This window comes from Roseateles noduli, from assembly GCF_050626985.1.
In the GTDB taxonomy this organism is placed as follows: domain Bacteria; phylum Pseudomonadota; class Gammaproteobacteria; order Burkholderiales; family Burkholderiaceae_C; genus Roseateles; species Roseateles noduli_A.
Genome location: NZ_CP192463.1, coordinates 5,530,920 through 5,553,109 on the forward strand (window position 1 = coordinate 5,530,920; position 22,190 = coordinate 5,553,109).

Annotated in this window: 16 protein-coding genes; 11 read left to right on the top strand and 5 right to left on the bottom strand. The window is 69.9% G+C overall.

Going from position 1 to position 22,190, the window contains the following annotated elements; genetic code table 11:
- Nucleotides 1-277: 277 nt before the first annotated feature.
- Nucleotides 278-1,705, top strand: a complete 1,428-nt coding sequence (locus ACQ4L4_RS24075; protein ID WP_431101369.1) for a PLP-dependent aminotransferase family protein — start codon at nucleotides 278-280, stop codon at nucleotides 1,703-1,705.
- A 31-nt stretch (nucleotides 1,706-1,736) separates the two neighbouring features.
- Here ACQ4L4_RS24075 and ACQ4L4_RS24080 read toward each other — a convergent pair whose 3' ends face one another.
- Nucleotides 1,737-4,100 (bottom strand): FdhF/YdeP family oxidoreductase, encoded by a 2,364-nt coding sequence (locus ACQ4L4_RS24080; protein ID WP_431105008.1) that lies wholly within the window; start codon nucleotides 4,098-4,100, stop codon nucleotides 1,737-1,739.
- A gap of 332 nt (nucleotides 4,101-4,432) precedes the next feature.
- Here ACQ4L4_RS24080 and ACQ4L4_RS24085 point away from each other — a divergent pair, with 332 nt between their 5' ends.
- Together ACQ4L4_RS24085 and ACQ4L4_RS24090 are read left to right on the top strand one after the other, a co-directional pair.
- Entirely contained in the window at nucleotides 4,433-6,931 is a 2,499-nt protein-coding gene (locus ACQ4L4_RS24085) for a GAF domain-containing protein (protein WP_431101370.1), read from the top strand.
- Nucleotides 6,924-8,519, top strand: coding sequence for a CHAT domain-containing protein (locus ACQ4L4_RS24090; RefSeq protein ID WP_431101371.1), 1,596 nt, complete (start codon nucleotides 6,924-6,926; stop codon nucleotides 8,517-8,519). Before ACQ4L4_RS24085 ends, ACQ4L4_RS24090 begins: the two co-directional genes overlap by 8 nt.
- Here ACQ4L4_RS24090 and ACQ4L4_RS24095 read toward each other — a convergent pair.
- The gene (locus ACQ4L4_RS24095) at nucleotides 8,497-9,666 is read right to left on the bottom strand and encodes a hypothetical protein (protein ID WP_431101372.1); all 1,170 of its coding nucleotides are present in this window, start codon (nucleotides 9,664-9,666) and stop codon (nucleotides 8,497-8,499) included. The two genes, ACQ4L4_RS24090 and ACQ4L4_RS24095, sit on opposite strands and share 23 nt — an antisense overlap.
- Before the next feature lie 23 nt (nucleotides 9,667-9,689).
- Entirely contained in the window at nucleotides 9,690-10,817 is a 1,128-nt protein-coding gene (locus ACQ4L4_RS24100; protein WP_431101373.1) for a patatin-like phospholipase family protein, read from the bottom strand.
- Between the two features lie 328 nt (nucleotides 10,818-11,145).
- Here ACQ4L4_RS24100 and ACQ4L4_RS24105 point away from each other — a divergent pair, with 328 nt between their 5' ends.
- The 4 genes from ACQ4L4_RS24105 (at nucleotide 11,146) to ACQ4L4_RS24120 (ending at nucleotide 15,893) form a co-directional block, all read left to right on the top strand.
- Nucleotides 11,146-11,964 (top strand): alpha/beta fold hydrolase, encoded by an 819-nt coding sequence (locus ACQ4L4_RS24105; RefSeq protein WP_431101374.1) that lies wholly within the window; start codon nucleotides 11,146-11,148, stop codon nucleotides 11,962-11,964.
- 70 nt (nucleotides 11,965-12,034) lie between these two features.
- Nucleotides 12,035-12,736, top strand: a complete 702-nt coding sequence (locus ACQ4L4_RS24110) for a heavy metal response regulator transcription factor (RefSeq protein WP_377158160.1) — start codon at nucleotides 12,035-12,037, stop codon at nucleotides 12,734-12,736.
- Nucleotides 12,737-12,812: 76 nt separating this feature from the next.
- On the top strand, nucleotides 12,813-14,270 hold the full coding sequence (locus tag ACQ4L4_RS24115; RefSeq protein ID WP_431101375.1) for a heavy metal sensor histidine kinase: 1,458 nt from the start codon (nucleotides 12,813-12,815) through the stop codon (nucleotides 14,268-14,270).
- A gap of 105 nt (nucleotides 14,271-14,375) precedes the next feature.
- Nucleotides 14,376-15,893: a methyl-accepting chemotaxis protein gene (locus ACQ4L4_RS24120; protein WP_431101376.1), complete on the top strand. Its 1,518-nt coding sequence runs from the start codon at nucleotides 14,376-14,378 to the stop codon at nucleotides 15,891-15,893.
- A 166-nt stretch (nucleotides 15,894-16,059) separates the two neighbouring features.
- Here the strand turns inward: ACQ4L4_RS24120 and ACQ4L4_RS24125 are convergent, their stop codons facing one another.
- Complete coding sequence (locus tag ACQ4L4_RS24125) at nucleotides 16,060-17,169, bottom strand: alkene reductase (protein ID WP_431101377.1); 1,110 nt, start codon at nucleotides 17,167-17,169, stop codon at nucleotides 16,060-16,062.
- A gap of 156 nt (nucleotides 17,170-17,325) precedes the next feature.
- Between ACQ4L4_RS24125 and ACQ4L4_RS24130 the strand changes: the two genes are divergently transcribed.
- Nucleotides 17,326-18,258 (top strand): LysR family transcriptional regulator, encoded by a 933-nt coding sequence (locus ACQ4L4_RS24130; RefSeq protein ID WP_431101378.1) that lies wholly within the window; start codon nucleotides 17,326-17,328, stop codon nucleotides 18,256-18,258.
- Nucleotides 18,259-18,278: 20 nt separating this feature from the next.
- The gene (gene gph, locus ACQ4L4_RS24135; protein WP_431101379.1) at nucleotides 18,279-18,938 is read left to right on the top strand and encodes a phosphoglycolate phosphatase; all 660 of its coding nucleotides are present in this window, start codon (nucleotides 18,279-18,281) and stop codon (nucleotides 18,936-18,938) included.
- Between the two features lie 62 nt (nucleotides 18,939-19,000).
- On the opposite strand, the gene ACQ4L4_RS24140 is transcribed toward gph, so the two are convergent.
- Entirely contained in the window at nucleotides 19,001-20,236 is a 1,236-nt protein-coding gene (locus ACQ4L4_RS24140) for a hypothetical protein (RefSeq protein WP_431101380.1), read from the bottom strand.
- 159 nt (nucleotides 20,237-20,395) lie between these two features.
- Between ACQ4L4_RS24140 and ACQ4L4_RS24145 the strand changes: the two genes are divergently transcribed.
- Complete coding sequence (locus ACQ4L4_RS24145; protein ID WP_431101381.1) at nucleotides 20,396-21,127, top strand: matrixin family metalloprotease; 732 nt, start codon at nucleotides 20,396-20,398, stop codon at nucleotides 21,125-21,127.
- Between the two features lie 27 nt (nucleotides 21,128-21,154).
- Nucleotides 21,155-22,189, top strand: a complete 1,035-nt coding sequence (locus ACQ4L4_RS24150) for a hypothetical protein (RefSeq protein WP_431101382.1) — start codon at nucleotides 21,155-21,157, stop codon at nucleotides 22,187-22,189.
- The last annotated feature ends 1 nt before the right edge of the window (nucleotide 22,190 follow it).

Below are 22,190 nucleotides of genomic sequence, written 5' to 3' on the forward strand. Positions count from 1 at the left end.
CCACCATGCGATGCGCAGGCCCGTCTCGGGCGGAATGGGATCGGGAGTCATGGGCCGAAGCATGTCCTTGGCAGAGTCGTGTTCCACATCGCCGAGCCCTGGCTGCCGGCGCCTGCTCCACTGCGGAATTTCGCGGGGAGGGCAGTCACTCTAAGGGGGCGGAATTCGGCGCGCCAGCGTCGGAGCGCTCTCGAATTGGTGGACTTTCGAGCCTCGATACCGCTCATAAACTAGCGCACCCACCGATACCTGCGATGGATGATCTCAACCGCGCGCCATGAAGCTCTACGAGACGCTCGCCGACGACATCGAACGCCAGATCCGCGGCGGCGTCTTCCGCCACGGCGACCGGCTGCAGTCCGTGCGCGAGACCAGCAAGCAGCGGCAGCTCAGCGTCACCACCGTCCTGCGCGCCTACGTGCTGCTCGAGAGCCGGGGACTCATCGTCAGCAAACCGCAGTCCGGCTACTACGTCCAGCTCAAGCCCGGCGCCGCCGAGGTCGAGGCGCCCGCCACGCCGCGGCCGATCGCCGTCTCGTCCTCGGTCGACGTCAGCCGGCTCGTGCTGTCCACGCTGCGCTCGATCGCCGCGCATGACGCGGTGCCGCTGGGATCGCCGTATCCGGACACCGGCAGCTTCCCCTTCGAGAAACTCAACCGCTACGCCTTCGCCGCCGGCCACGACCCGGCGCTGCGCACGCTCAAGGACGCGCTGCCGCCCGGCCATCCGCTGCTGATCCGCCAGATCGCGCGGCGCTACCTCGACAAGGGCCAGGCCGTCGATCCGGCCGAGGTCCTCGTCACGATGGGCGCGACCGAGGCGCTCAACCTCTGCCTGCAGGCCGTGGCCAGACCCGGCGACGTGATCGCCGTCGAGACGCCGACCTTTTACGCGATGCTCCACGCCATCGAGCGCCTGGGCATGCGCGCGCTGGAGATCCCGACCGATCCGGTGCGGGGACTCGACGTCGACGTGCTGGCCGCCATCGCCGCGACGCAGCCGATCGCCGCCTGCATGGTGATGCCGAACTTCCAGAACCCGCTCGGCTTCCAGATGCCGGACGATCGCAAGCGCGCGCTCGTCGCGCTCGCGACGCGGCTCGACATGCCGCTGATCGAGAACGGCGTCTACAACGAGCTCTACTACGGCGCCGCCCCGCCCAGCACCCTCAAGGCCTACGACACACGCGGCCTGGTCCTGCACTGCGGCACGTTCTCGAAGACGCTGACGTCGACCTTCCGCATCGGCTGGGCGCTGCCGGGCCGCTATCGCGACGAGGTCGAGAAGCTGAAGTTCCTCAACACGCTGACCACGCCGCCGCTGCCGCAGGTCGCCATCGCGCGCTTCCTCGAACGCGACGGCTACGAGGCCCACCTGCGTCGGCTGCGCAAGGCCTTCGCGCAGCAGGCCAGCCTGATGCGCGCGATCGTGCTGCGCTTCTTCCCCGAAGGCACGCGCGTCTCGACGCCCGTCGGCGGCTACGTGCTCTGGGTGGAGATGCCGCCGGCCATCGATGGACTGCGGCTCTACGAGCTCGCGCTGGAGCGCGGCATCACCATCGGCCCCGGCTACATGTTCTCGGTGAGCAACAGCTACCGGCACTTCATCCGACTGAACTACAGCACGCCCTGGTCCCAGGACATCGAGCAGGCTGTGATCACCGTCGGCAAGCTGGCCGCCACCTGCGCGCGACAGGCCTGCTGACCGAGCCGGTCGTCCTCGGCGGGCCGGACGCTCAGGTCGGCGGGAAGGTCTCGGCCGGCGTGGCCCCCTCCGGCGCTGCTGCCATCGCGGGCGTGGCGGCGGCCAGGGCGGTGGCCGTCCGCACCAGCCGCACCGGGATCGACTTGTACGACGGCGTGCCGCTGTCCTGGTCGATGTAGTCCAGCGGCGCCAGCACGTTGGCCTCGGGGTAGTAGGCGGCGACGGAGCCGCGCGCGATGTCGTACTCGATCACCGTGATGCCGGGCAGCCGCAGCGACCGGCCCTCGGCGACGGTCTCGATGTCGACGACGTCGCCGTGCTCCAGGCCTTGCGCGGCGAGATCCTCCGGATGCATGAACAGCACGTCGCGCCGGCCGAAGACGCCGCGGTAGCGGTCGTCCAGGCCGTAGACCGTCGTGTTGTACTGGTCGTGGCTGCGGATCGTGACCAGGCGCAGCGCGTCGGCGGACCAGGGCTCGTAGCGCTCTCGCACGCCGCGGAAGACCGAGAACATCGCCTTGCCGGTCGGCGTCGGCCAGCGGCGCTCCGTCGGCGGCAGCGGCATCCGGAAGCCGCCGGGCGTGCGGATGCGGACGTTGTAGTCGTCGAAGCCGGGGATGGTCCGCTCGATCAGGTCGCGGATGCGGTCGTAGTCTTCCACCAGCGCGTGCCAGGCGACCTTGCTGTGCGGCAGCGTCGCGCGCGCCATGCCCGCGACGATCGCCGGCTCCGAGCGCAGCTGCGGCGACGCCGGCCGCAGCCGCCCCGCCGAGGCGTGCACCATCGACATCGAGTCCTCCACCGTGATCGACTGCGGCCCGCTCGCCTGCAGGTCGAGCTCGGTGCGGCCGATCACCGGCAGCAGGAAGGTCTCCTTGCCGACCAGCAGGTGCGAGCGGTTCAGCTTGGTGCCCAGGTGCACGCTCAGCGCCAGAGACTTCATCGCCGGGAAGCAGCGTTCGGGATCGGGCAACGCAACGGCGAAGTTGCCGCCCAGGCAGATCAGGGCCTTCGCCTCGCCGGTCTCCATGGCCCGCATCGCCTTCACCGCGTCGTGGCCGTGCGCCTTCGGCGGCGTGAAGCCGAAGACGTCCTCGAGCCGGTCGAGGAAGTCCTGGGGCGGCTGCTCGGTGATGCCGACGGTGCGGTTGCCCTGCACGTTGGAATGCCCGCGCAACGGGCAGATGCCGGCGCCGGGCTTGCCGATGTTGCCGCGCATCAGCAGCAGGTCCGCGATCAGCCGCACGTTGGCGGTGCCGGTGTTGTGCTGCGTCACGCCCATGCCGTAGGTGACGATCGTCGCCCTGGACCTGGCATAGGCCTGCGCGACGGTCTCCAGGTCGGCGCGGCGCAGGCCGGACTCGTCCTCGATCTCGGCCCAGGAGGTGGCGTACAGGTCCTCCACCAGCGCGTCGAAGCCGCTGGTGTGCTCGGCGATGAAGTCCCGGTCCAGGATGCCGGCACCCTTGCCGGCCCAGGCGTCCAGCGCCAGCAGCGCCTTCATGATGCCCTTCAGCGCGGCCGCGTCGCCGCCGGCCTTCACCTGCAGGTAGGTCGACGCGATGTCGGTCGAGCGGTTGGTGGCCATCTCGACGACGTCCTGCGGATCCGCGAAGCGCTCCAGCGCGCGCTCCCGCAGCGGGTTCAGCACGATGATGGGCACGCCGCGGCGGGCGCACTCGTGCAGCGTGCCCATCATCCGCGGGTGGTTGGTGCCGGGGTTGTGGCCGATGGACAGGATCAGCTCCGTCGACTCGAAGTCGACCAGCGACACCGTGCCCTTGCCGATGCCGATGGACCGCGGCAGGCCGACGCTGGTGGCCTCGTGGCACAGGTTGGAGCAGTCGGGGAAGTTGTTGGTGCCGTACTCGCGGGCGAAGAGCTGGAACAGGTAGGCGGCCTCGTTGGACGCGCGGCCCGAGGTGTAGAACTCGACGCGGTCCGGCGACGCCATGCCGCGCAGCACCTCGCCGATGCGGGCGAACGCCGTGTCCCACTCGACGGCGCGGAAGGTGTCGGTGGCCGCGTCGTAGGCCATCGGATGCGTCAGGCGGCCGAAGTTCTCGAGCTCGTGATCGGACAGTGCCAGCAGCGACGACACCGTGTGCCGCGCGAAGAAGTCCGGCGTCACGCGCTTGCTGGTCGCTTCCCAGGTGACGGCCTTGGCGCCGTTCTCGCAGAACTGGAAGGTGGACTTGTGCTCCTTGTCCGGCCAGGCGCAGCCGGGGCAGTCGAAGCCGGCGGGCTGGTTGGTGCGCATCAGGACGATGGGCGCCTCGACGATCTCCATCTGCTGGCGCACCGCCTGCGCGGTGGCGCGCAGCGCGCCCCAGCCGCCGGCGGGGCCGTCGTAGCGACGGATGCCGGGGACTTCGCGGCGGGGGCGGGGGGGCATCTTGCTCATCGGGGACTCCAGGGCTTCCAGGGGGGTGGCGCACTCCGGACTCCATGGTGGAGAGCGGCGCCGCCCCGTGGGGCATGCAGTTCGGACCGCCGCAAAGGAGCACAGTTCGTCAGCATCGCGTGGCGCCGCGGCCACGGAATGCCGGCCGGATGTCGGCGGACATCGGGGGAATACCGATGAAATGGGGCCTCCCGGGCCTCGGACCCCTATGTTGTCAGGCGCGTCGGCCGATCAATCGGCGTAGCCTTCAGGCGGTCGGCAGGGATGCCGGCCAGGGATGTCGGCAAGGGAACGAGGGCCAGGGATGGCCAGGAGGCGGCCTCATGGATGACTCCGCACAAGACTCCGCACAGCGACCCACCTCGGCGGCAGCCGCCGCGATGCTGGGACAGATGAAGCGGGCGGTCTTCGACGGCTCGCGGATCGCCGTGATCCAGCGCGACCTCGACAACAACGTGCTCTATGCCAACGCGGCCGCGCTGGCGATGAGCGGGGTCGAGCATGTCGATCAGTTGCGCCTGGACCGGCTCTTTGCCGGCGAAGCGGGTCGCGTGCTCGACGAGGAGACGCGCGGGCGCCGCAACCGGGAGCTCGGCGCCTACCGCGTCACGCTGACCTGCCAGGACGATCCGGAGCGGCAGGTGGCCGTCGAGGTGACGGGCCTGCCGCTGATGGACGAGCGCGGCACGGTCGTGGGCTCGCTGGGCTTCTTCCGCAGCCTGCAGCACCAGGTGCTGACCGACCAGGTGCGCGCGCTGACGCTGAGCCATGCCGGCCGCCCGGACCTGCTGCCGCTGGTGGCCGAGGCGCTGCGCCGGGAACTGCCCTTCGACCTGATGCTGGTGTCGCGCGTCGTGGAGGACGACAGTGCCTGGGAATCGGAGATCGTCTTCAACCACCCGCCGTTCCGGCAGGACGTGCCGACGGCCTGGTATGAGCTGAACGCCGCGCAACGCGCGTTCATGGAAGACAACGACGGCGGCGTCCACGACTTCGAGACGGTGATGAGCGAACCCCCGTGGGCCGACATGGCCGACGAGCCGATGTGCCGGCAGATGCACGCCATGGACCTGAAGTCCAGCATGTGGCGCCGCATTACGCGCGGCGAAGGCGAGGACGAGCGGACCGTCGCGATCATGACGCTGCTCAGCCGCGAGCGCGGCGCCTACGACGAGCAGCACCTCGCGCTGTTCAACCAGCTCCCGCTGATCGAGGCGGTGCTGTGCAGCCTGGACCACGCGGATCGCGAGCGCGACCGCCGCCAGCTGCAGATGTTCCGCGCGCTCAACCGCTGCGTCGACATCCAGGGCGCGTGCCGGTGCCTGTCCGATGCGCTGGTCGAGATCTTCGACTGGCGGCACGTGTCGCTGTTCCGGATCGACAGCGCGCGCGAGGCGATCGTGCGCGTGGCCTCGGCCCGGCTCGGCGACGACGGGTTCGCCGTGGACACCGGCGTGTCCTGGGGCGACTACACGCAGGGCATCGGCCAGGGCATCCTCGGCCGGGTCGTGCGGACGATGCAGCCGCAGAAGATCCCCGACGTCACGCGCGATGCCGAGTACCTCCGGACCCCCGACGGCGAACCGATCCGTTCGGAACTGGCCGTGCCGATCATGTTCTCGGAAGGCGAGCGGGTGCGCTTCATCGTCAACGTCGACGATCCGCGGGTGAACGCGTTCTCCCGGGAACACGTCCGGCAGCTGACCGACATCGCGCACGAGGTGGCCGGCGCGATGGAGCGCATCAGCGACCTGACGCTGATGACGGAGTGCGTCAACAACGTCTCCGACCCGATCATCGCGACCGACGCCAAGCTGCGCATCCGCCGCGTCAATCCGGCAGCGGAGGCGCTGTTCGGCGCGGCGCCGAAGACGCTGGAAGGGCGCAGCCTGCTGGAGCTGTTCCAGAACCCGGAGCCGCTGGCGGCGCTGCTGGACGGCACCGAGGCGGGCGACCGCATCGGCGAACTGCGCGTCTGCCGCAGGGGCGCCGCCGTCGACGAGGCCCCCGGGGCCGCGATCGCCGCCGTGCCCGATACCGCGTCGGAGGCGGGCGGCCTGCCGGTCTTCATCACGCGGCGCGACTTCCCGGGCAAGCTCGGCGGGCATGTCTTCATCGCGCGCGACCTGCGGCCGATCCGGCGCTCGGTGCAACTGGAGTTCCTCGAGGAGACCGCCTACGAACTGGCCGTCGAGACGCAGGCGCCGCTGGGCATGGCGATGTCGTGCCTGGAGGATCAGCTCGAGGCGGCGTTCGGCTCGGACGCGGCCCGCGAGCAGGCGCGCGGCCGGGAGCTGCAGACCGTGCTCCGGCAACTGGGGCGCGTGAAGCACGCCTTCACGCGCCTGGCCATGTACAACCGCGAGGCGCGGGTCGCCTCGCGCGTCGCGAGCACCATCCGGCTGGACTGCGAGATCGACGCGCTGCTGGCCAGCCTGGCCGCATCGGAGCGGCGCAAGGTCGTGTTCGAGACCGCGGCGCGCAAGGTGGAGGTGGAGGCCGACCACATGCAGCTGCACATCGTCGTGGAGAGCCTGCTCTCGGTGCTGCTGCGCGCGGCGCCGGAGACGGCGATGGTGCGGCTGACGCTGGTGCCGGACGACGACCTGGTCTTCCTGCGGCTGCGTGGCCGCTTGCCGCCGGCGCGGCGCCATGGGGAGCGCTTCTCCGCGCCCGAGGCGGCGCAGGCGGACCTGCGCCTGGCCAATCCGCTGCTCGGCAAGCTGATGAAGAACCAGGGCGGCGCGCTCAAGGCCAGCGTGCTGCCGGACGGCGACACCGAGTTCGTGCTGAGCTTCCTGCGCAGGAGGGTCCATGGCTGACATCCTCCTCGTGCTCAGCCCGCAGCAGCAGGGCAGCCTCGGCCCGCAGATCAAGAAGCAGCTGCGGCAGCTCGGCCGTCACACCATCCAGGAAGAGACCAACCGCGAGACCGGGCTGGAGCTGCTGACCGGTCAGCCCTTCGACTACATCATCGTCGGCAGCCAGCTGGCCGACGACGCGGGCGCGGTCGTCGCGGAGGACGGCGGCCTGGCCTTCTGCCGCGAGGTCCGCGTGCTCGGCAACACGCCGATGATGCTGCTGGCGCCGGCGATGACCACCGAGCTGAACATGGCCTGCATCCGGCTGCGGGTGACGCTGCATGCGGATCCGGCGTCGGCGGGCAGCTTCGCGCTGGAGCTGCTGGGTCTGGAGTCGCCCGATGCGGAGGGTGCCGGCGCGGGTGGCGATGCGGGGGGCGGCGCGCTCGCGGGTCGCGGCGGCCGGGCGCGCGTCGCCGCGCTGAATCCCTGCCTCGACATCCGGGTCTCCGCGATCGCGGACAACTGGCGCTTCGAGATGCACGGCATCGACTTCCAGTTCCAGGGCGCGGGGCCGTTGACGGTCAGCAAGTCGGCGCGGCTCGACTGGCAGGCCCAGTACATGCACGAACCGGACTGGTACAAGGAGTTCTCCCGCATCGGCAAGAGCATCCGCATCGCCCTGTGCGAGGACCAGGAGAGCTTCCGCCTGCAGCGCGAGAACGCGCGGCTCAAGGCCTTCCAGCAGCTCGGCGAGGCCGGCAAGGACGTGACGGACCGCATCACCTTCGAGGTGTCGGAGGACTGCTATCCGCTGCTGCTCGAGGCGATGTTCGAGCCCTCGCAGGAGGTGCCCTGGCTGGCCAGGGCGGCGTCGATGTCGCGGCGGCTCGCGGCCTCGAAGGAGAGCCAGAGCAGCCTGTTCGCCGGCCCGGTGGCGGCCCGTCGCGCGCTGCTGATCTGCGCGGACACGCATGGCACGGCCTACGACGACCAGCTCAAGGGCGGCGCGCTGCAGCTCGCGCCGCTGACGGCGGTCCGGCGCGAGTGCTCGCGGGTGAAGAAGCTGCTGACGCGGCCCGATCCGCGCAGCGGCCAGCCGCTCTTCCACGAGCGCAACGTCAGCGTGATCGGCCTCGACGGCCCGCTGAGCCGCGACAGCCTCGTGGCGGCGCTGGGCGACGGCGGCTGGGACCTGATCCACTTCGCCGGCCACACCTGCTTCCAGCCGGCCGGTGCGCGGCAGCTGGGCGGGACCGGCTTCCTGTTCGTCGGACCGAAGGAAGAGCCGCAATGCGTCGACTTCGGCGACATCCTCAGCTACCTGCGCGACACGCGCTTCGTCTACCTGAGCAGCTGCGAGAGCGGCAACTCGGGCTTCGCGACGCTGGCCGCCGAGGCCGGCATCCACGCCGTGCTCGGTTATCGCTGCCGGGTCAACGACCGCACGGCGGCCGTGCAGGCGCTGCTCTTCTACCGGATGCTGCAGCGCAGCCGCTCGCTGGATGCCGCCTTCGGGCACGCGCGGCGGCGGCTCTACCGCCGCTACGAAGGCCAGGACAACGCCTGGGCCTCGGCGATGCTGGTCACGTCGGGCGTCCCGTCATGAGGTCGAGCGAGAGGCCCGCCGCGGCGTCCGCCGGGTAGAAGGCCTCGTGGCCGTGCGCGGCGCGCATGGCCGGCTCGTCCCACGGCGCCGTGCGCGCGGAGCGGTAGTTGAAGAGCAGCCGCGCGCCCGGCACGTTCCGCACGACGGTGTGGATCGCCTCGTCGTCGGGGTGGTTGAAGATGCTGCCGTCGGTGGAGATCAGCCAGGTGCTGCACTCGATCCGGCTGAGGAAGTCCTCGCTCAGGTTGGCGGCGGAGCCGTGATGGGCCATCTTCACTGCATCGAGTCGCAGGCGCGGTTCGCCCGCCGCGCCGGCGAGGCGTCGCAACGCGGCCGTCAGCGTCGGCGCGTGCGCGTCACCGAGCAGCGCGATGCGGCGGCCCTGGTACTCGGCGATCACGGCGATGCTGGAGCCGTTGGCCGCGGCGTTGTCGATGGGACCGAGCGCCAGCGCCGTCGAGGACAGCATCTCCTCGGGCTTCGGACGCCGGCGCAGTCCGCCGGAACGGAACGCGGCGCGGCCTTCGAGGCGCGCGCTGAGTGCCGCTTCATCGGTGGCGTCCAGCTCGGCGCGCTCCAGCGCGCGGTCCCACGCGACGCGCAGCTTCTCGAGCTTCTCCAGCGTCGGCGACAGCAGCGTCAGACGCAGGCCGCCGGGCAACTCGCGCACGGGCAGCGGGCCGATCGCCGGCACGAAGATCGGCGCGCCCTGGAAGGCCGCGTTCCACTGCCGGTCCTCGATGCGCACGCTGATCATCGAGCCCTGCAGCGGGCTGCGCTGGGCGTTCACGTCCGCGGCGCCGTGGCCGCCCGTCGCGCCGGGCCGGGGCGGCGGCGGCTCCTTCAGCGGCTGCGCGATGTGCGGCCAGCCGTTGAACCAGATGTCGCGGAAGGTGGCCAGCTCGCGGTGGTTCAACAGCTTGAGGCAGCCCTCGATGTGATCGCCGTCGACGTGCGTGATCACGAGCAGTTCCAGCTCGCGCTCGTCGTCGGGCAGCGCGGCCAGACGTTGTGACAGCGCGCCGTACGCGCCGATCGGACCGCCGTCGATCAGCACGCGATGCGGTCGCGCGGCGTCGCCGTACTCGAGCAGCAGGCAGTCGCCGTGGCGCGCCGGCAGCAGCTCGATGCGGAAGATGTCGGCCATGGCGCGGCGTCAGTCGGGCCCCCTCAGTCCAGCGCGTGCTTCGGATACGGCCACGCCGGCGACTGGTGCCGCAGCGCCACATGCGGTGCGCGCGATCTCACCGCGGCGTCGCTGACCGCATAGCCCCAGTTGATCAGCTCGCACTGTTCCTGCTCCTTGAAGCGGTCGAGCCGGGTCCGGATCGCGGCGAGGTCGGCGACACGCGCGGGATCGACGGTCAGCTTGGCCTCTTCGGTGGCCGGGTAGCCGGCGATGTCGGTGTCGATGGCCCAGAACGCGCCCTTCGCGTCGCCGCGGGCGTAGGCCGCGATCAGCATGCGCTTGCGCAGCGCCAGCGCCTGGTTCAGGCCGATGTCCATCGTGCGCATGAGCTGGCGCGGCGCCATCGTGCCGATGCCCGCATCGATGTCGAAGGGCTTGCCGGCGTCGCTGACCAGCACCGTCTCGTAGCGGCCCCAGACCGTCTCCAGCCCCAGGTTGTCGTAGACGCCGCCGTCGGCCAGCATCAGCCGGCGCCGGTAGTCGATCTGGTCGTAGAGATCGGCGCCGTCGACCTTCGTGAAGTCCTCGGGGCGCACGTCCAGCTCGATGGGCGCCAGCACCGGCGGGAACGCGCTGGAGCAGGCGACCGCCGTCGCCACGTCGAAGCGCGGCTTCGGGATCAGGCCGATGCGGTAGTCCCCCGCATAGGGCTTGGAGAAGCGGAAGCTGACCCCGGTCGCGTAGTTGGTGGCGTTGAAGACGAAGCGCGGTTCGTCCGGCAGCGACTGCAGCGAGGCGTCGAGGCCCAGGCGCTTGCGGTACTCGTCGGCGACGGCTTCTCCGGCCGAGCGGAATGGATTGAACGCGCCGGACAGCACCGAGGCGACGTCGATGTTGCGCGCGCAGAACTCGCGCAGCGGCGCGGCGACCTCGGCCTCGAAGAGCGCGGAGCGGCCGTCCTCGCCGAACGCGAGCCGAGGCCAGCGCACGGCCAGCAACCCCGAGGCGATGGAGCCGCCGGACACGCTGGAGATCCGCGCCAGCCTGCCCAGCACGCCGAGCTCATTGAGCCGCCACAGCACGCCGACGTGGAACAGCACGGCGCGGAAGCCCCCGCCCGAGAGTGCCAGCGCGATGCCGCTGGTGCGCGCGTCTTGGTCGAAGGGCATGGCGGTCTCCCGCTGTGTGGATCGTTGAGCCTAGGCCCCGCACGGGCGGTCCGCAATCTGTCAAGTTGGGGGTGGCGGCCCGGATGCCGCAGGGAGACGGGACGCGCGACGGCGCACGGGCTGGCGGCCGTCAACTCCCCGCGAAGATTTCAAACTTGTCATGTGGCTGTGCGTCTGGCGTGGGAGCCCGGTTTCTACAGTTCATTCCAAGCAGTCGGCACCGGGCCGCTGCGACTCTCTCCCCCCCCGAATCTCCCCTGAATCTCCCCTGAATCTTCCCCATCACCAGGACGCCGATGGCGGCGTCCGATCCACGCGAAAGAGCCTCATGAACCGCAAGACCTTCCTCGGCCAGTTGATGGCCACCGCCTTCGTCGCCACCGTGTCCCTCGGCGCCGCGCATGCCGAGGCCGATGCCGCGCCTTCCCCGCAGTCCGCGCCCGTCACGGCCAAGTCCGCGCCGATCGCCGTCCACAACGTCGTGCTGGTGCACGGCCTGTACGCCGACGGCTCCAGCTGGGGCAAGGTGATCCCGCTGCTGCAGGCCAAGGGCCTGCACGTGACCTCGGTGCAGAACCCGCTGACCAGCCTGCAGGACGACGCGGACGCCGTGAAGCGCGCGCTGGCGCAGCAGGACGGCCCGACGCTGCTGGTCGGCCACTCGTACGCCGGCATGGTGATCACCGAGGCCGGCGCCGATCCCAAGGTCAGCGGCCTGGTCTACATCGCGGCGCGCGCGCCGGACACCGGCGAGGACTACCCCGCGCTGACCCGCAAGTTCCCGACGGCCCCCGCGGCCGCCGGCCTGAAGTGGAGCGGCGACTGGGGCAGCCTGTCGCAGGACGCCTTCCTGAAGGACTTCGCGGGGGACCTGCCGTCCGCCGAGGCGCTCAGCTACTTCGCCGTGCAGCAGCCCTTCGCCCGCGCCGTGGCGAGCGGCAAGACGACGGTCGCCGCGTGGCGCGTGAAGCCGAGCTGGTACGCCGTGTCGACGCAGGACCGGACCATCAACCCCGAGCTGCAGCGCTTCATGGCGCAGCGCATGGGCGCCGCGACGATCGAGCTGAACGCCAGCCACGTCTCGCTGCTGTCGCAGCCGCAGGCGGTGGCCGACCTGATCGTCAAGGCCGCACAGGGCCAGCGCTGACTTGCTGCCGATAATCCGCCACGCGCCGCCGCCGGGCAGGGAGCCCGGCGGCGGCGATCAAGGAGCAGACATGCGTGTCCTCGTCGTCGAAGATGAACCGAAGCTCGCCGGTTACCTCCGCAAGGGCCTGACGGAGAACGGCTACGTCGTCGACGTGGCGGCTGACGGCATCGACGGTCGTCACCTGGCGCTGAACGGCGAGTACGACCTGATCGTGCTCGATGTGATGCTGCCGGGCATCGACGGCTTCAGCGTGCTGAAGGCGATCAAGGCGGAGAAGGACGTTGCCGTGCTGATGCTGACCGCGCGGGACGGCGTCGAGGACCGCGTGCACGGTCTGCAGGAGGGCGCCGACGATTACCTCGTCAAGCCCTTCGCGTTCTCGGAGCTGCTCGCGCGACTGACCGCGCTGCGCCGCCGCGGCGTCCGCTCGGGATCGGGTGCCGGCGCGGGCGGCATGTCGGAAACGATGCTCACGCTCGGCGATCTCCAGCTGGATCTCGCGCGACGCAAGGCCTTCCGCGGCGGTCAGTCCATAGTACTCACCAACAAGGAGTTCCAGCTGCTCGCGCTGCTGATGCGGCGTCGCGGCGAGGTGCTGTCGCGCACCGTGCTCGCGGAGCAGGTCTGGGACATGAACTTCGACAGCGACACCAACGTCGTCGATGTCGCGGTGCGGCGTCTGCGCGCCAAGGTCGACGACCCGTTCGAGACCAAGATGCTGCGCACCGTGCGCGGCATGGGGTATGTGCTGGAGGTGCCCTCGACATGAGGCGCCCGGTGCCGCCGTTCCTGCCGATGCGGTTGATGCGGTTGATGCGGCCGATCGTGCGCGTGAAGGCGTCCCGATGAGCGCGGGCCGGCTCGGCTCGATCTCCGCGCGGCTGGTGCTGATGCTGGCGCTGGTGGCGGTGGTGGTGTTCTCCGCGGCCGGCTTCCTGCTGCACAAGGCGCTGGAGCAGGTGCTGATCGCCGACGAGCGCGCCGACCTGCTCGGCAAGACGGAGGTCGTGAAGCACTTCATCGGCGAGGCGCGATCGATGGACGATCTGCCGATGCTGCGCCGCCACCTGGCGGCGACGAGCGTCGGCGGGCGCTTCCGCTGGAACGTGTGGCTGGTCGGGCGCGACGGCGCGCTGCTGTACGGCGCGGAACCCATGCCGCCGTCGGTGCAGCGCGACGGCGACAAGGTCTGGCTGCGTCGGCAGGATGGCGTCGAGCTGCGCGGCGCGCATTTCCGTCTGCCCGATCACGCGGTGTTCCCCGATGCGCAGGTGCTGATCGGGATGGACCCGAGGCCGCGCCAGCAGATGCTGTCGACCTACGACGACGCGGGCCTGATGGTCGGCGTGGCCGGCGTGCAGTGCACGATCGCGCTGGCGTGGCTGGCGACGCGGCGCGGACTGCGCGCGTTGTCGGCGCTGTCGCGCGAGGCCGCCGTGATCCAGCCCGGCGCGCTGTCGCGCCGGCTCACGCTGCCCGAGGACAGCGCCGAGCTGATGCCGCTGGCGCAGCGCTTCAACGAGGTGCTGTCGCGGATGGAGGAGGCCTGGCACCAGCTCGAGGGCTTCAACGCGAACGTCGCCCACGAGCTGCGCACGCCGCTGGCGATCATGATCAACGGCGCCGAGGTGGTGTTGTCGCGGGACCGGCCGGAGGCCGAGATGCGCGATGTGCTGGAGTCCCATCTCGAGGAGCTGCGTGGCATGGCGTCGATGATCAACGACATGCTGTTCCTCGCGCGCGCCGACCAGGGCGACGCGGCGGCGGATCTGGTCGAGCTGTCGCTGCGCGACGAGGCGCTGGGCGTGGGCGAGTTCGTCGAGATCCTGCTCGACGAGAAGCACCAGCGGCTGGCGGTCGAAGGCGATCATCGGATGCCGGTCAACCGCGCGCTGCTGCGCCGGGCGCTCGTCAATCTTCTGACCAATGCGTCGCGGCACGCACCGGAAGGCGCGACGCTGACGGTGCGGATCGAGCGCGCCGCGGAGGGTCAGGGCTTGCGCGATGTGAGCAGCGCTGAGGGCATGACGGGTGACGCCGGCGGCGCGAAGATCGTCGTGATCAACCCGGGCGATCCGATTCCCGACGACATCCGTCGGCGCATGTTCGACCGCTTCTGGCGCGGCGAGTCCTCGCGCTCGAAGGCGGGGGACCGCTTCGGCCTTGGGCTGGCCATCGTGCGCGCGGTCGCCCGCATGCATGGCGGCGAGACCTTCGCGGCGTCGGCCGACGGGAAGACCGAAATCGGTTTCACGCTGTGGACGCCGATCCGTGCGGTTGTGACGGATAACACCGTGCGTTAGCCGGGGCCTGGGCTCGGCAGGCGCGGGAACTGGTCGATAAACCCGGATGGCCCGTTCGGGCCATCCCGTCCGCCGCGCGCGGCCGCCAGCCTTCCACACGTCCTCATGAAACTCCGAACCCGAATCCTCTTCCTGTGTCTTGCCGCGCTGATCGGCATGGTGGTCCTGGCCGCGGTGTCCCTGACGACGCTGCGCCAGACGATGATGAAAGAGCGCACCGCGCAGTTGTCCACGCTGGTCGTGCTGGCGCAGTCGGCGCTGGAGAAGCTGCATGAGCAGGAGACCGCGGGCAAGATCACCCGCGAAGAGGCGCAGAAGCAGGGGAAGCTGATCATCGGCAGCTTCCGCAAGGACGAGCTCTACTTCTTCGTCCGCGGCTACAGCGATGACGTCAACCTCGTCCACCCGAACCCGAAGCGCGTCGGCATCGTTGACGCCAAGGGCGGCAAGGAAGCCGGCGTGCGCTACCGCACCGCGCTGGAGGGCAAGAAGGTCGGCACCGTGATCGCGCTGGGCACGCGGCCCAACACGAAGGACGAGGTCGAGAAGCTCTACGCGGTGGTCCGCTTCGAGCCCTGGGACTGGATCATCGGTTTCGGTGATTACATCGACGACATCGACAACGCCTTCTGGCGCAGCGCCGTGGTGCTGCTGTCCATCGGCCTGGCGCTGATGGCGGTGGTCGGCGTGCTGGGCTGGCGCCTGGCCGGCAGCATCTATCGGCAGCTGGGCGGCGAACCGGCGTATGCCGCGGACATCGTCCACCGCATCGGCGCGGGCGACCTGAACGTGGCGGTCGACCTGCGCGGCGCGCACGCCGACAGCCTGCTGTCCGCGATGGACCGCATGCAGCGCAGCCTGTCGACGACCGTCGGCCAGATCCGCGGTTCCACCGACACGATCGCGACGGCCGCCGGCGAGATCGCCGCCGGCAATCGCGACCTGTCCTCGCGCACCGAATCGCAGGCGAGCGCGCTGGAAGAGACGGCGGCGTCGATGGAAGAGCTGACCGCCACGGTCAAGCAGAGCGCCGACAACGCGCGCCAGGCCAACCAACTGGCGATGTCCGCGTCCGAGATCGCGGTGCAGGGTGGCAAGGTGGTCGACGAGGTGGTGGCGACGATGGCGTCGATCAGCAGCTCGTCCAACAAGATCGTCGACATCATCGGCACGATTGACGGGATCGCGTTCCAGACCAACATCCTGGCGCTGAATGCGGCGGTGGAAGCGGCGCGGGCCGGTGAGCAGGGGCGCGGCTTCGCGGTCGTGGCGTCGGAGGTGCGCACGCTGGCGCAGCGCAGCGCGACGGCGGCCAAGGAGATCAAGACGCTGATCGGCGACTCGGTGCAGAAGGTCGAGGCCGGCGGCGCGCTGGTCGGCCAGGCGGGCGCGACGATGTCGCAGATCGTCGGCAGCGTGAAGCGGGTCACCGACATCGTCGGCGAGATCTCCAGCGCCAGCCAGGAACAGACCGCGGGCATCGAGCAGATCAACCAGGCCATCGCGCAGATGGACCAGGCGACGCAGCAGAACGCGGCGCTGGTCGAGCAGGCGTCCGCAGCGGCGGAATCGCTGGAGCAGCAGTCGCAGGTGCTGGTCACTGCCGTCGGCGTCTTTTCTTGATTGCTGACGGCCGCGGCCGCTGGCCCTCACCCCCACCCTCTCCCGCAAGCGGGAGAGGGAGCAAGAGGAGCCAGCGCCACGAGTCGAACCGGCCGGACTCCCTCTCCCGCTTGCGGGAGAGGGCAGGGGTGAGGGCCAGCAGCCTCACGCATGAACTGACGGAGACTTACGCGGCAGCTTGTTCGCTGAACTGCGTGTAGCCCTCCGCGCCGCCGCCGAAGTACGCCGACTGCGGCGCGTCGAACAGCGGCAGATTGCCCTTCAGACGCTCGACCAGATCCGGGTTCCCGATGAAGGGCTTGCCGAAGGCGACCATGTCCGCGTGACCTGAGGACGTGGCATTCAACGCGCGCTGGCGGTCGTAGCCGTTGTTGGCGATGTAGGCGCCGCCGAAGGCGTAGCGCAGCGCTTCGACGTCGAAGGCATCGGCACCGTTGCCGGCATGCAGCTGACCTTCCACGACGTGAAGATAGGCCAGCCCCCGCTCGCCGAGCTTGCGGGCCAGGTAGCCGTGCGTCTCGGCCGGCGTGCTGTCGATCGGCGTGTCGCCGATCGCCGTCGACAGCGGCGACAGGCGCAGGCCGACGCGGTCCGCGCCCCACACTTCGGTCACGGCATCCACGACTTCGAGCACGAAGCGCGCACGGTTCTCGATCGATCCCCCGTATTGGTCGGTGCGGCGGTTGGTGCTGTCGCGCAGGAACTGCTCCAGCAGATAGCCGTTGGCCGCGTGGATCTCCACGCCGTCGAAGCCCGCGAGCTTCGCGTTGACCGCGGCCCGCCGGTAGTCCTCGACCAGGCCGGGGAGCTCGGACAGCGACAGCGCGCGCGGCGCCGACGGCGGCTCGAAGCCGGCCTCGGTGAAGACGACCGTGCCCGCCTGGAGGGCGGACGGCGCGACCGGCGCGGCGCCGTCCTCCTGCAGGCTCACATGCGACATGCGGCCCACGTGCCAGAGCTGCAGCACGATCTTTCCGCCCTCGGCATGCACGGCATCGGTGACGCGCTTCCACGCCTCGACCTGCTCGGGCGTGTAGATGCCCGGCGTCCACGCATATCCGCGGCCTTGGCGGGAGATGTTGGTCGCCTCCGCCACGATCAGCCCGGCGGAGGCGCGCTGGCGGTAGTACTCGACGGCCAGCGGCGACGGCACGCCGTCCGCGCTGGCGCGGGAGCGGGTCAGCGGCGCCATCGCGACGCGGTTGCGGACCTCGATCGCGCCGATGCGGCCGGGGGTGAAGAGCTTCTGATCGGAGGCGGCGGTGGGGGTGGACATAACGGTTCCTTTCACGTTGAGTCGGAGCTTGGTGAGCCGTCTGATGTCGGAAGATTCGTGTCGGCGGCTCGATGACAGGACGAAGTCTGGGCATCGGCGCCACATTCATCCAATTTATCCGTTGAACAACAGATATGCGTCGGGCAACATGGCTGGATGCGATACGACCTGAACCTGCTGCCGGTGTTCCTGGCGGTGATGGAGGAGCGCAGCGTGACCCGGGCGGCGCAGCGGCTGGGCATCACGCAGCCGGCGCTGTCCAACGCGCTGACGCGGTTGCGGGCGATGCTGATGGATCCGCTCTTCATCCGGGAGCGCTACGGCATGCAGCCGACGCAGAAGGCGGAGGAACTCGCGCCCATCATTGCCGCCGCGCTGGCCAGCCTGGATGCGGCGATCCTTGGCCAGCAGGACTTTGATCCGGGGAAGTCGACGCAGCTGGTGACGCTCGCGCCGAACAGCTATGTCGAACTGGTGCTGGTGCCGGCGATCGTCGCGCGGCTGCGGCAGCGGGCGCCCAACATGGCGGTGCGGCTGACGCCGTTCGGCACGGACCTGGCGGAGACGGGCGTGATCTCGGGTTCGACGGCGATGGTGCTGGGCCGGGTGGTCGAGCCGCCGGACAACCTCGTGGTGCAGAAGGTGATGGAGGACGGGCTGGCGTGCATCGTGCGGCGCGGACATCCGGTCGTGGATCGCAAGCTGACGCGCAAGCAGTACGAGCAGCTCAAGCACGTGAACGTGCTGCCGCCGGGCCGGCTGCGCGTGGGGCTGTTCCAGGCGCTGGAGAAGCAGGGCCTGAAGCGCGAAGTCGCCGTGTCGGTGACGCACTTCCTGGCGGTGCCGGAGGTCGTCGCGGTGACGGACTACTGCGCGACGCTGCCGGCGCAGATCTGCCGCAAGCTGGCGTCGGACAAACGGCTGAAGGTGCTGCCGTCGCCGGTGGACCTCGGCACCTTCCCGGTGGAGATCGCGTGGCACGTCAGATACCGCGACGATCCGGCGCATCGGTGGTTGAGGGCGCTGGTGGCGGAGGTCGCGGCCGAGGTGGCGGCGTTGGGCGAGGTGGCTTCGCCGAAGAAGGCGTGAGGCGCGGCTAGGATGCCGGCATGCCTGTTCTCGATCCGACTCCCACCGCCTTCATGCTCGACCTCGACGGCACGCTCGTCGACACCCTGGGCGATTTCGTCGCGGTGCTGAACCGCGTGATGGCCGACATGGCCTTGCCCGCCGTCCAGCGCGACTTCGTGGAGCACACGATCGGGCAGGGCAGCGAGCATCTGATCCGCAGCGTGCTGGCCGAGGTCGGCGCGCCGCAGTCGCACTACGAGCAGGCCTGGGCGCTCTACCAGCGCCACTACGAGGTGCTCAACGGCGAGCACGCCGAAGTGTTCCCCGGCGTGATCGAAGGGCTGGAAGCGCTGAAGGCGCTCGGCCTGCCGATGGCCTGCCTGACCAACAAGCCGGCCGCGTTCGCGCGGGAGCTGCTCAAGCGCAAGGACCTCGACGGTTACTTCGACCGCGTCTTCGGCGGCGACGACTTCGAGCGCAAGAAGCCCGATCCGATGCCGCTGCTCAAGACCTGCGAGGCGCTCGGGTCAGCGCCCGCGACGACCTGGATGATCGGCGACTCCAGCAACGACGCCCGCGCCGCGCATGCGGCCGGCTGCCCGATCGCGCTCGTCAGCTACGGCTACAACCACGGGCAGCCGATCCGCGAGGTGCCCGCGGAGCGCTACATCGACCGGCTCGACGAACTGCTCGGCTGAACGCCGATCGGCGACGGGCCGCGCGGCGGCTCTCAGGCAACGGCCCATCACCCGAAGGATCCTCACGCGACGCGATTGGGAAACCGCTGCTTCAACTCCGAGTAGAAGCGGCCGGCGTGGAGGTCGAACCCTTCGCTGGACGGGTGAAGCTCGTTGTGCCAGGCGCTGAGCGCCGGAGGCAAGGTGCCTTGCGCGTTGATGAAACACACGTCGGCGTGCTGCTGCTGCAAGCTCGTCAGCATCGCGGCGAAGCGCAGCAGCATGGTCTTCACGAGTTCCGTGCCGGTGGCGAGAGTGGGGAAGTTGCGCAGGTCGAGCGCCGGCTTGAGCCAGGGACCGAAGCCGCAGATGCCCTTGCCGTTGGGGATCGCAAAGTCGTAGGCGTGGAAGACCAGCAGCGTGCCTTTGCTGAGCTGGTCCCGCATCGCGATCAGTTCTTCATAACCCGCGCGCACGAGCTCCAGCGCCGCATCGAAGCGGTTGGCGATCAGCCGTGACGCCGGCGTGGACCCGTTGGCCCAGTCCTTGATCCAGAGGGACATCGGCAGGCCGACGATGTCGTTGCCGCCGCCGGAGAAGAGCACCGCGTCCCAGGGGCCGCCCGCCGGACAGCCCTGCTTCAGGTGTCTGCGAAGCAGCTGGTACTGCTCGACGCCCAGCATGAAGCGGACCTCGTCGCCGGCCTTGGCGAGATTCAGGATCGGGACACCCAGCCGCTTCTCCAGTCGATTCACCAGACCTCCCTTGAGGAAGAACGGCGGATAGTCGAACCAGGAGTCGCCTTCGGCCAGGATCTGCAGCGGCGCGAAGCCCGACTGCGGGGCGGCGGCGGCCTTCGCCGGCGCCTTCATCGCCTTTGGCGCGCCCGCCGGGGCCGGCGCCCGCGCCGTGCGCAGCTTCATGATCTGCATGGTCGCCTTGTACTCGTCGACGCGGCGCTGGATGTCCTCTTGCCGGCGGTCGCGGCGGTCCTTGCGCTCTTCGGCGAGCTGGATGCGCTCTTCCACCTGCGGCACGGCGATCGCCTTCATCGCCATGGCCTTGCCGGCCGTCGCGGGCTTGGCCGCGGCGGCCAACGCACGCGCTTCCTGCAAGGTCACCGGCCCGCCGGCGGCAAGCTGACCCGGGACGGTCTTTGGCGTCGCCTTCCGCACTGGCGCGGCCTTGGCCGCCTTGATCGCTTTGGCCGTTCTTGCCGCCTTGGCCGCCGCTGGCTTCGCCGGTGCCTTGACTGCCGAGGTGCTCTTGGCGGCGGCGCGGCGCGGCTTCGCTGCGGGTTGCTTCTTCGAGGTGGCCATCGAGGCTTCTCCTGCCGACGTACGGGTCGATCGGGCACCGACCGTATCGGCTGCCCCCGGGATCGTCATCCTCAAGATTGCGGGTGTGCGCGGGCGGACGACCTGTCATCGTTCCCGCCAGCGTCTCTCTTTCACCGCCGTCGCCAACGAGGAGCAGCCATGCCCGATCCCGCCATCGAGTCCCTCATGGAGGACTGGTTCTGCAGCACGAAGGACATGATGCCGCCGCCCGGGTGGGCGCAGGGGACGTCGATCCAGACGAAGGGCATGGCGGACAGGGAGCGCCTCTGGAAGACAGGCCGCACGCTCAGCATCGGATTTCTGTCCGGGTCCGACAAGCTGAGGGCTCGTGTCGTCGAGGCGGCCAGCCGATGGACCGGCGAAGGCGGCGGCACCGCGAACCTGAAGTTCGAGCGCGTGAGCGATGCCACCCAGGCCGATATCCGCATCGCCTTCGACCCCGCTGGCGGCTCCTGGTCCGTGATCGGGACCGACGCCAAGCTCGTGCCCTCGACGGACCCGACCATGAACCTGGGATGGGCGACGGAGAAGACGCCGGCGTCGGAGTTCGACAGCGTCGTGCTGCACGAGTTCGGCCATGCCCTCGGTCTGCTGCACGAGCACAACCATCCCGAACTCAAGCTGAAGTGGAAGAAGGATGTCGTCTATGCCGATCTCGGGGCGCCGCCGAACGATTGGTCCAAGGCCGATGTGGACTACAACGTCTTCGAGCAATACCCCCTGTCGCGTGTCTTGATCAGCAAGCCGGACCTCGTGTCGATCATGATCTACACGATCCCCGCGCGCTGGCTCGACGGCCAGCCGGCCATCAAGCCGTCGGACCGGCTGTCGGCCGGCGACCGCGCCTTCATCCAGACGATCTATCCCTGACCGCGCGGTCAAGGCACCACCGCCGCCATGCCCTCAGACGCCTTGCTCGTCAGCGTTGCCAACTACCCGATCAGCGGGCATCTGCTGCGCGCGCTCCCGGGCGCCGCGCGGGACAGCAGCCGCGTGGGCAACTGGCTGCGCAGCCAGCCCCAGCCGATGGGCGTCCAGGAGTTCGTCTGGCCCTCCGCGCCGCCACCGGCCAACAACGTGCCCTCGTGGAACTACCGGTCCGTCGAGGCGTCCCTGCATCACCTGCTGGCGACCGGCATGGCCAGCCCACGCGACCGTCTCTTCCTGTACGCCTCCGCGCACGGCCGGTCCGCGCCGAGCGCACCGGCCATGCCGGGCATCTTCTGCGCCACGCATGGGAATCTCCTGCCGGACGTGTTCATGTCCAGCGGCTGGGTGCCGCAGATGACGGCGGTCGAGGTCTATCGCGAGTACCTCTGCTTCTTCGATTGCTGCAATGACTGGCAACCCGGCACCTTCCCGCCCTACAACCTGCTGAACCTGCCGCCGCGGACGGACCGGCCGTCGGTGTTCGTCGTGGCGGCCTGCATGCCCAACCAGCAGGCGCTGGACACGCCCACCGGAGGCGTCTTCACCGACGTGCTGCTGGAGGCCATGAGCGGCTCCGCCGGCCAGCCCGGCAAGACGGACGTGACCGCCGCCGACGTGCTCGCGTACCTGAAGGAGAACGTCCCGCTCCGCGCCGCGCAGTTGAAGCCGGGTCATGTGCAGAACCCGGTCGAATGGTGCGATCCCTACTCCCACGCGCGTCTGGAAGACTTCGTCCTGTTCCAGCGTCAGGTCGTCGGACCGATCGACGTGGCCGCGCTCCTGGCCGGGCAGGCCGCCGCCGACGTCGAGGTGATGGACGCCGCGCTCCAGCCGCTCGGTCCGCTGTCGGCCGGTCCTGCCGGCGAAGCCTTCCTGCCGCCGGTGCTGCCGGGCAAGTACATGCTGCGCGAAGGCGCCGGCGTCTGGAGCCGGACGATCGTCGTCAAGAGCGTGGTCCTGGACGACGGATCCGTGTCCGCCGTCGCGACGGCAAGACCCTGAT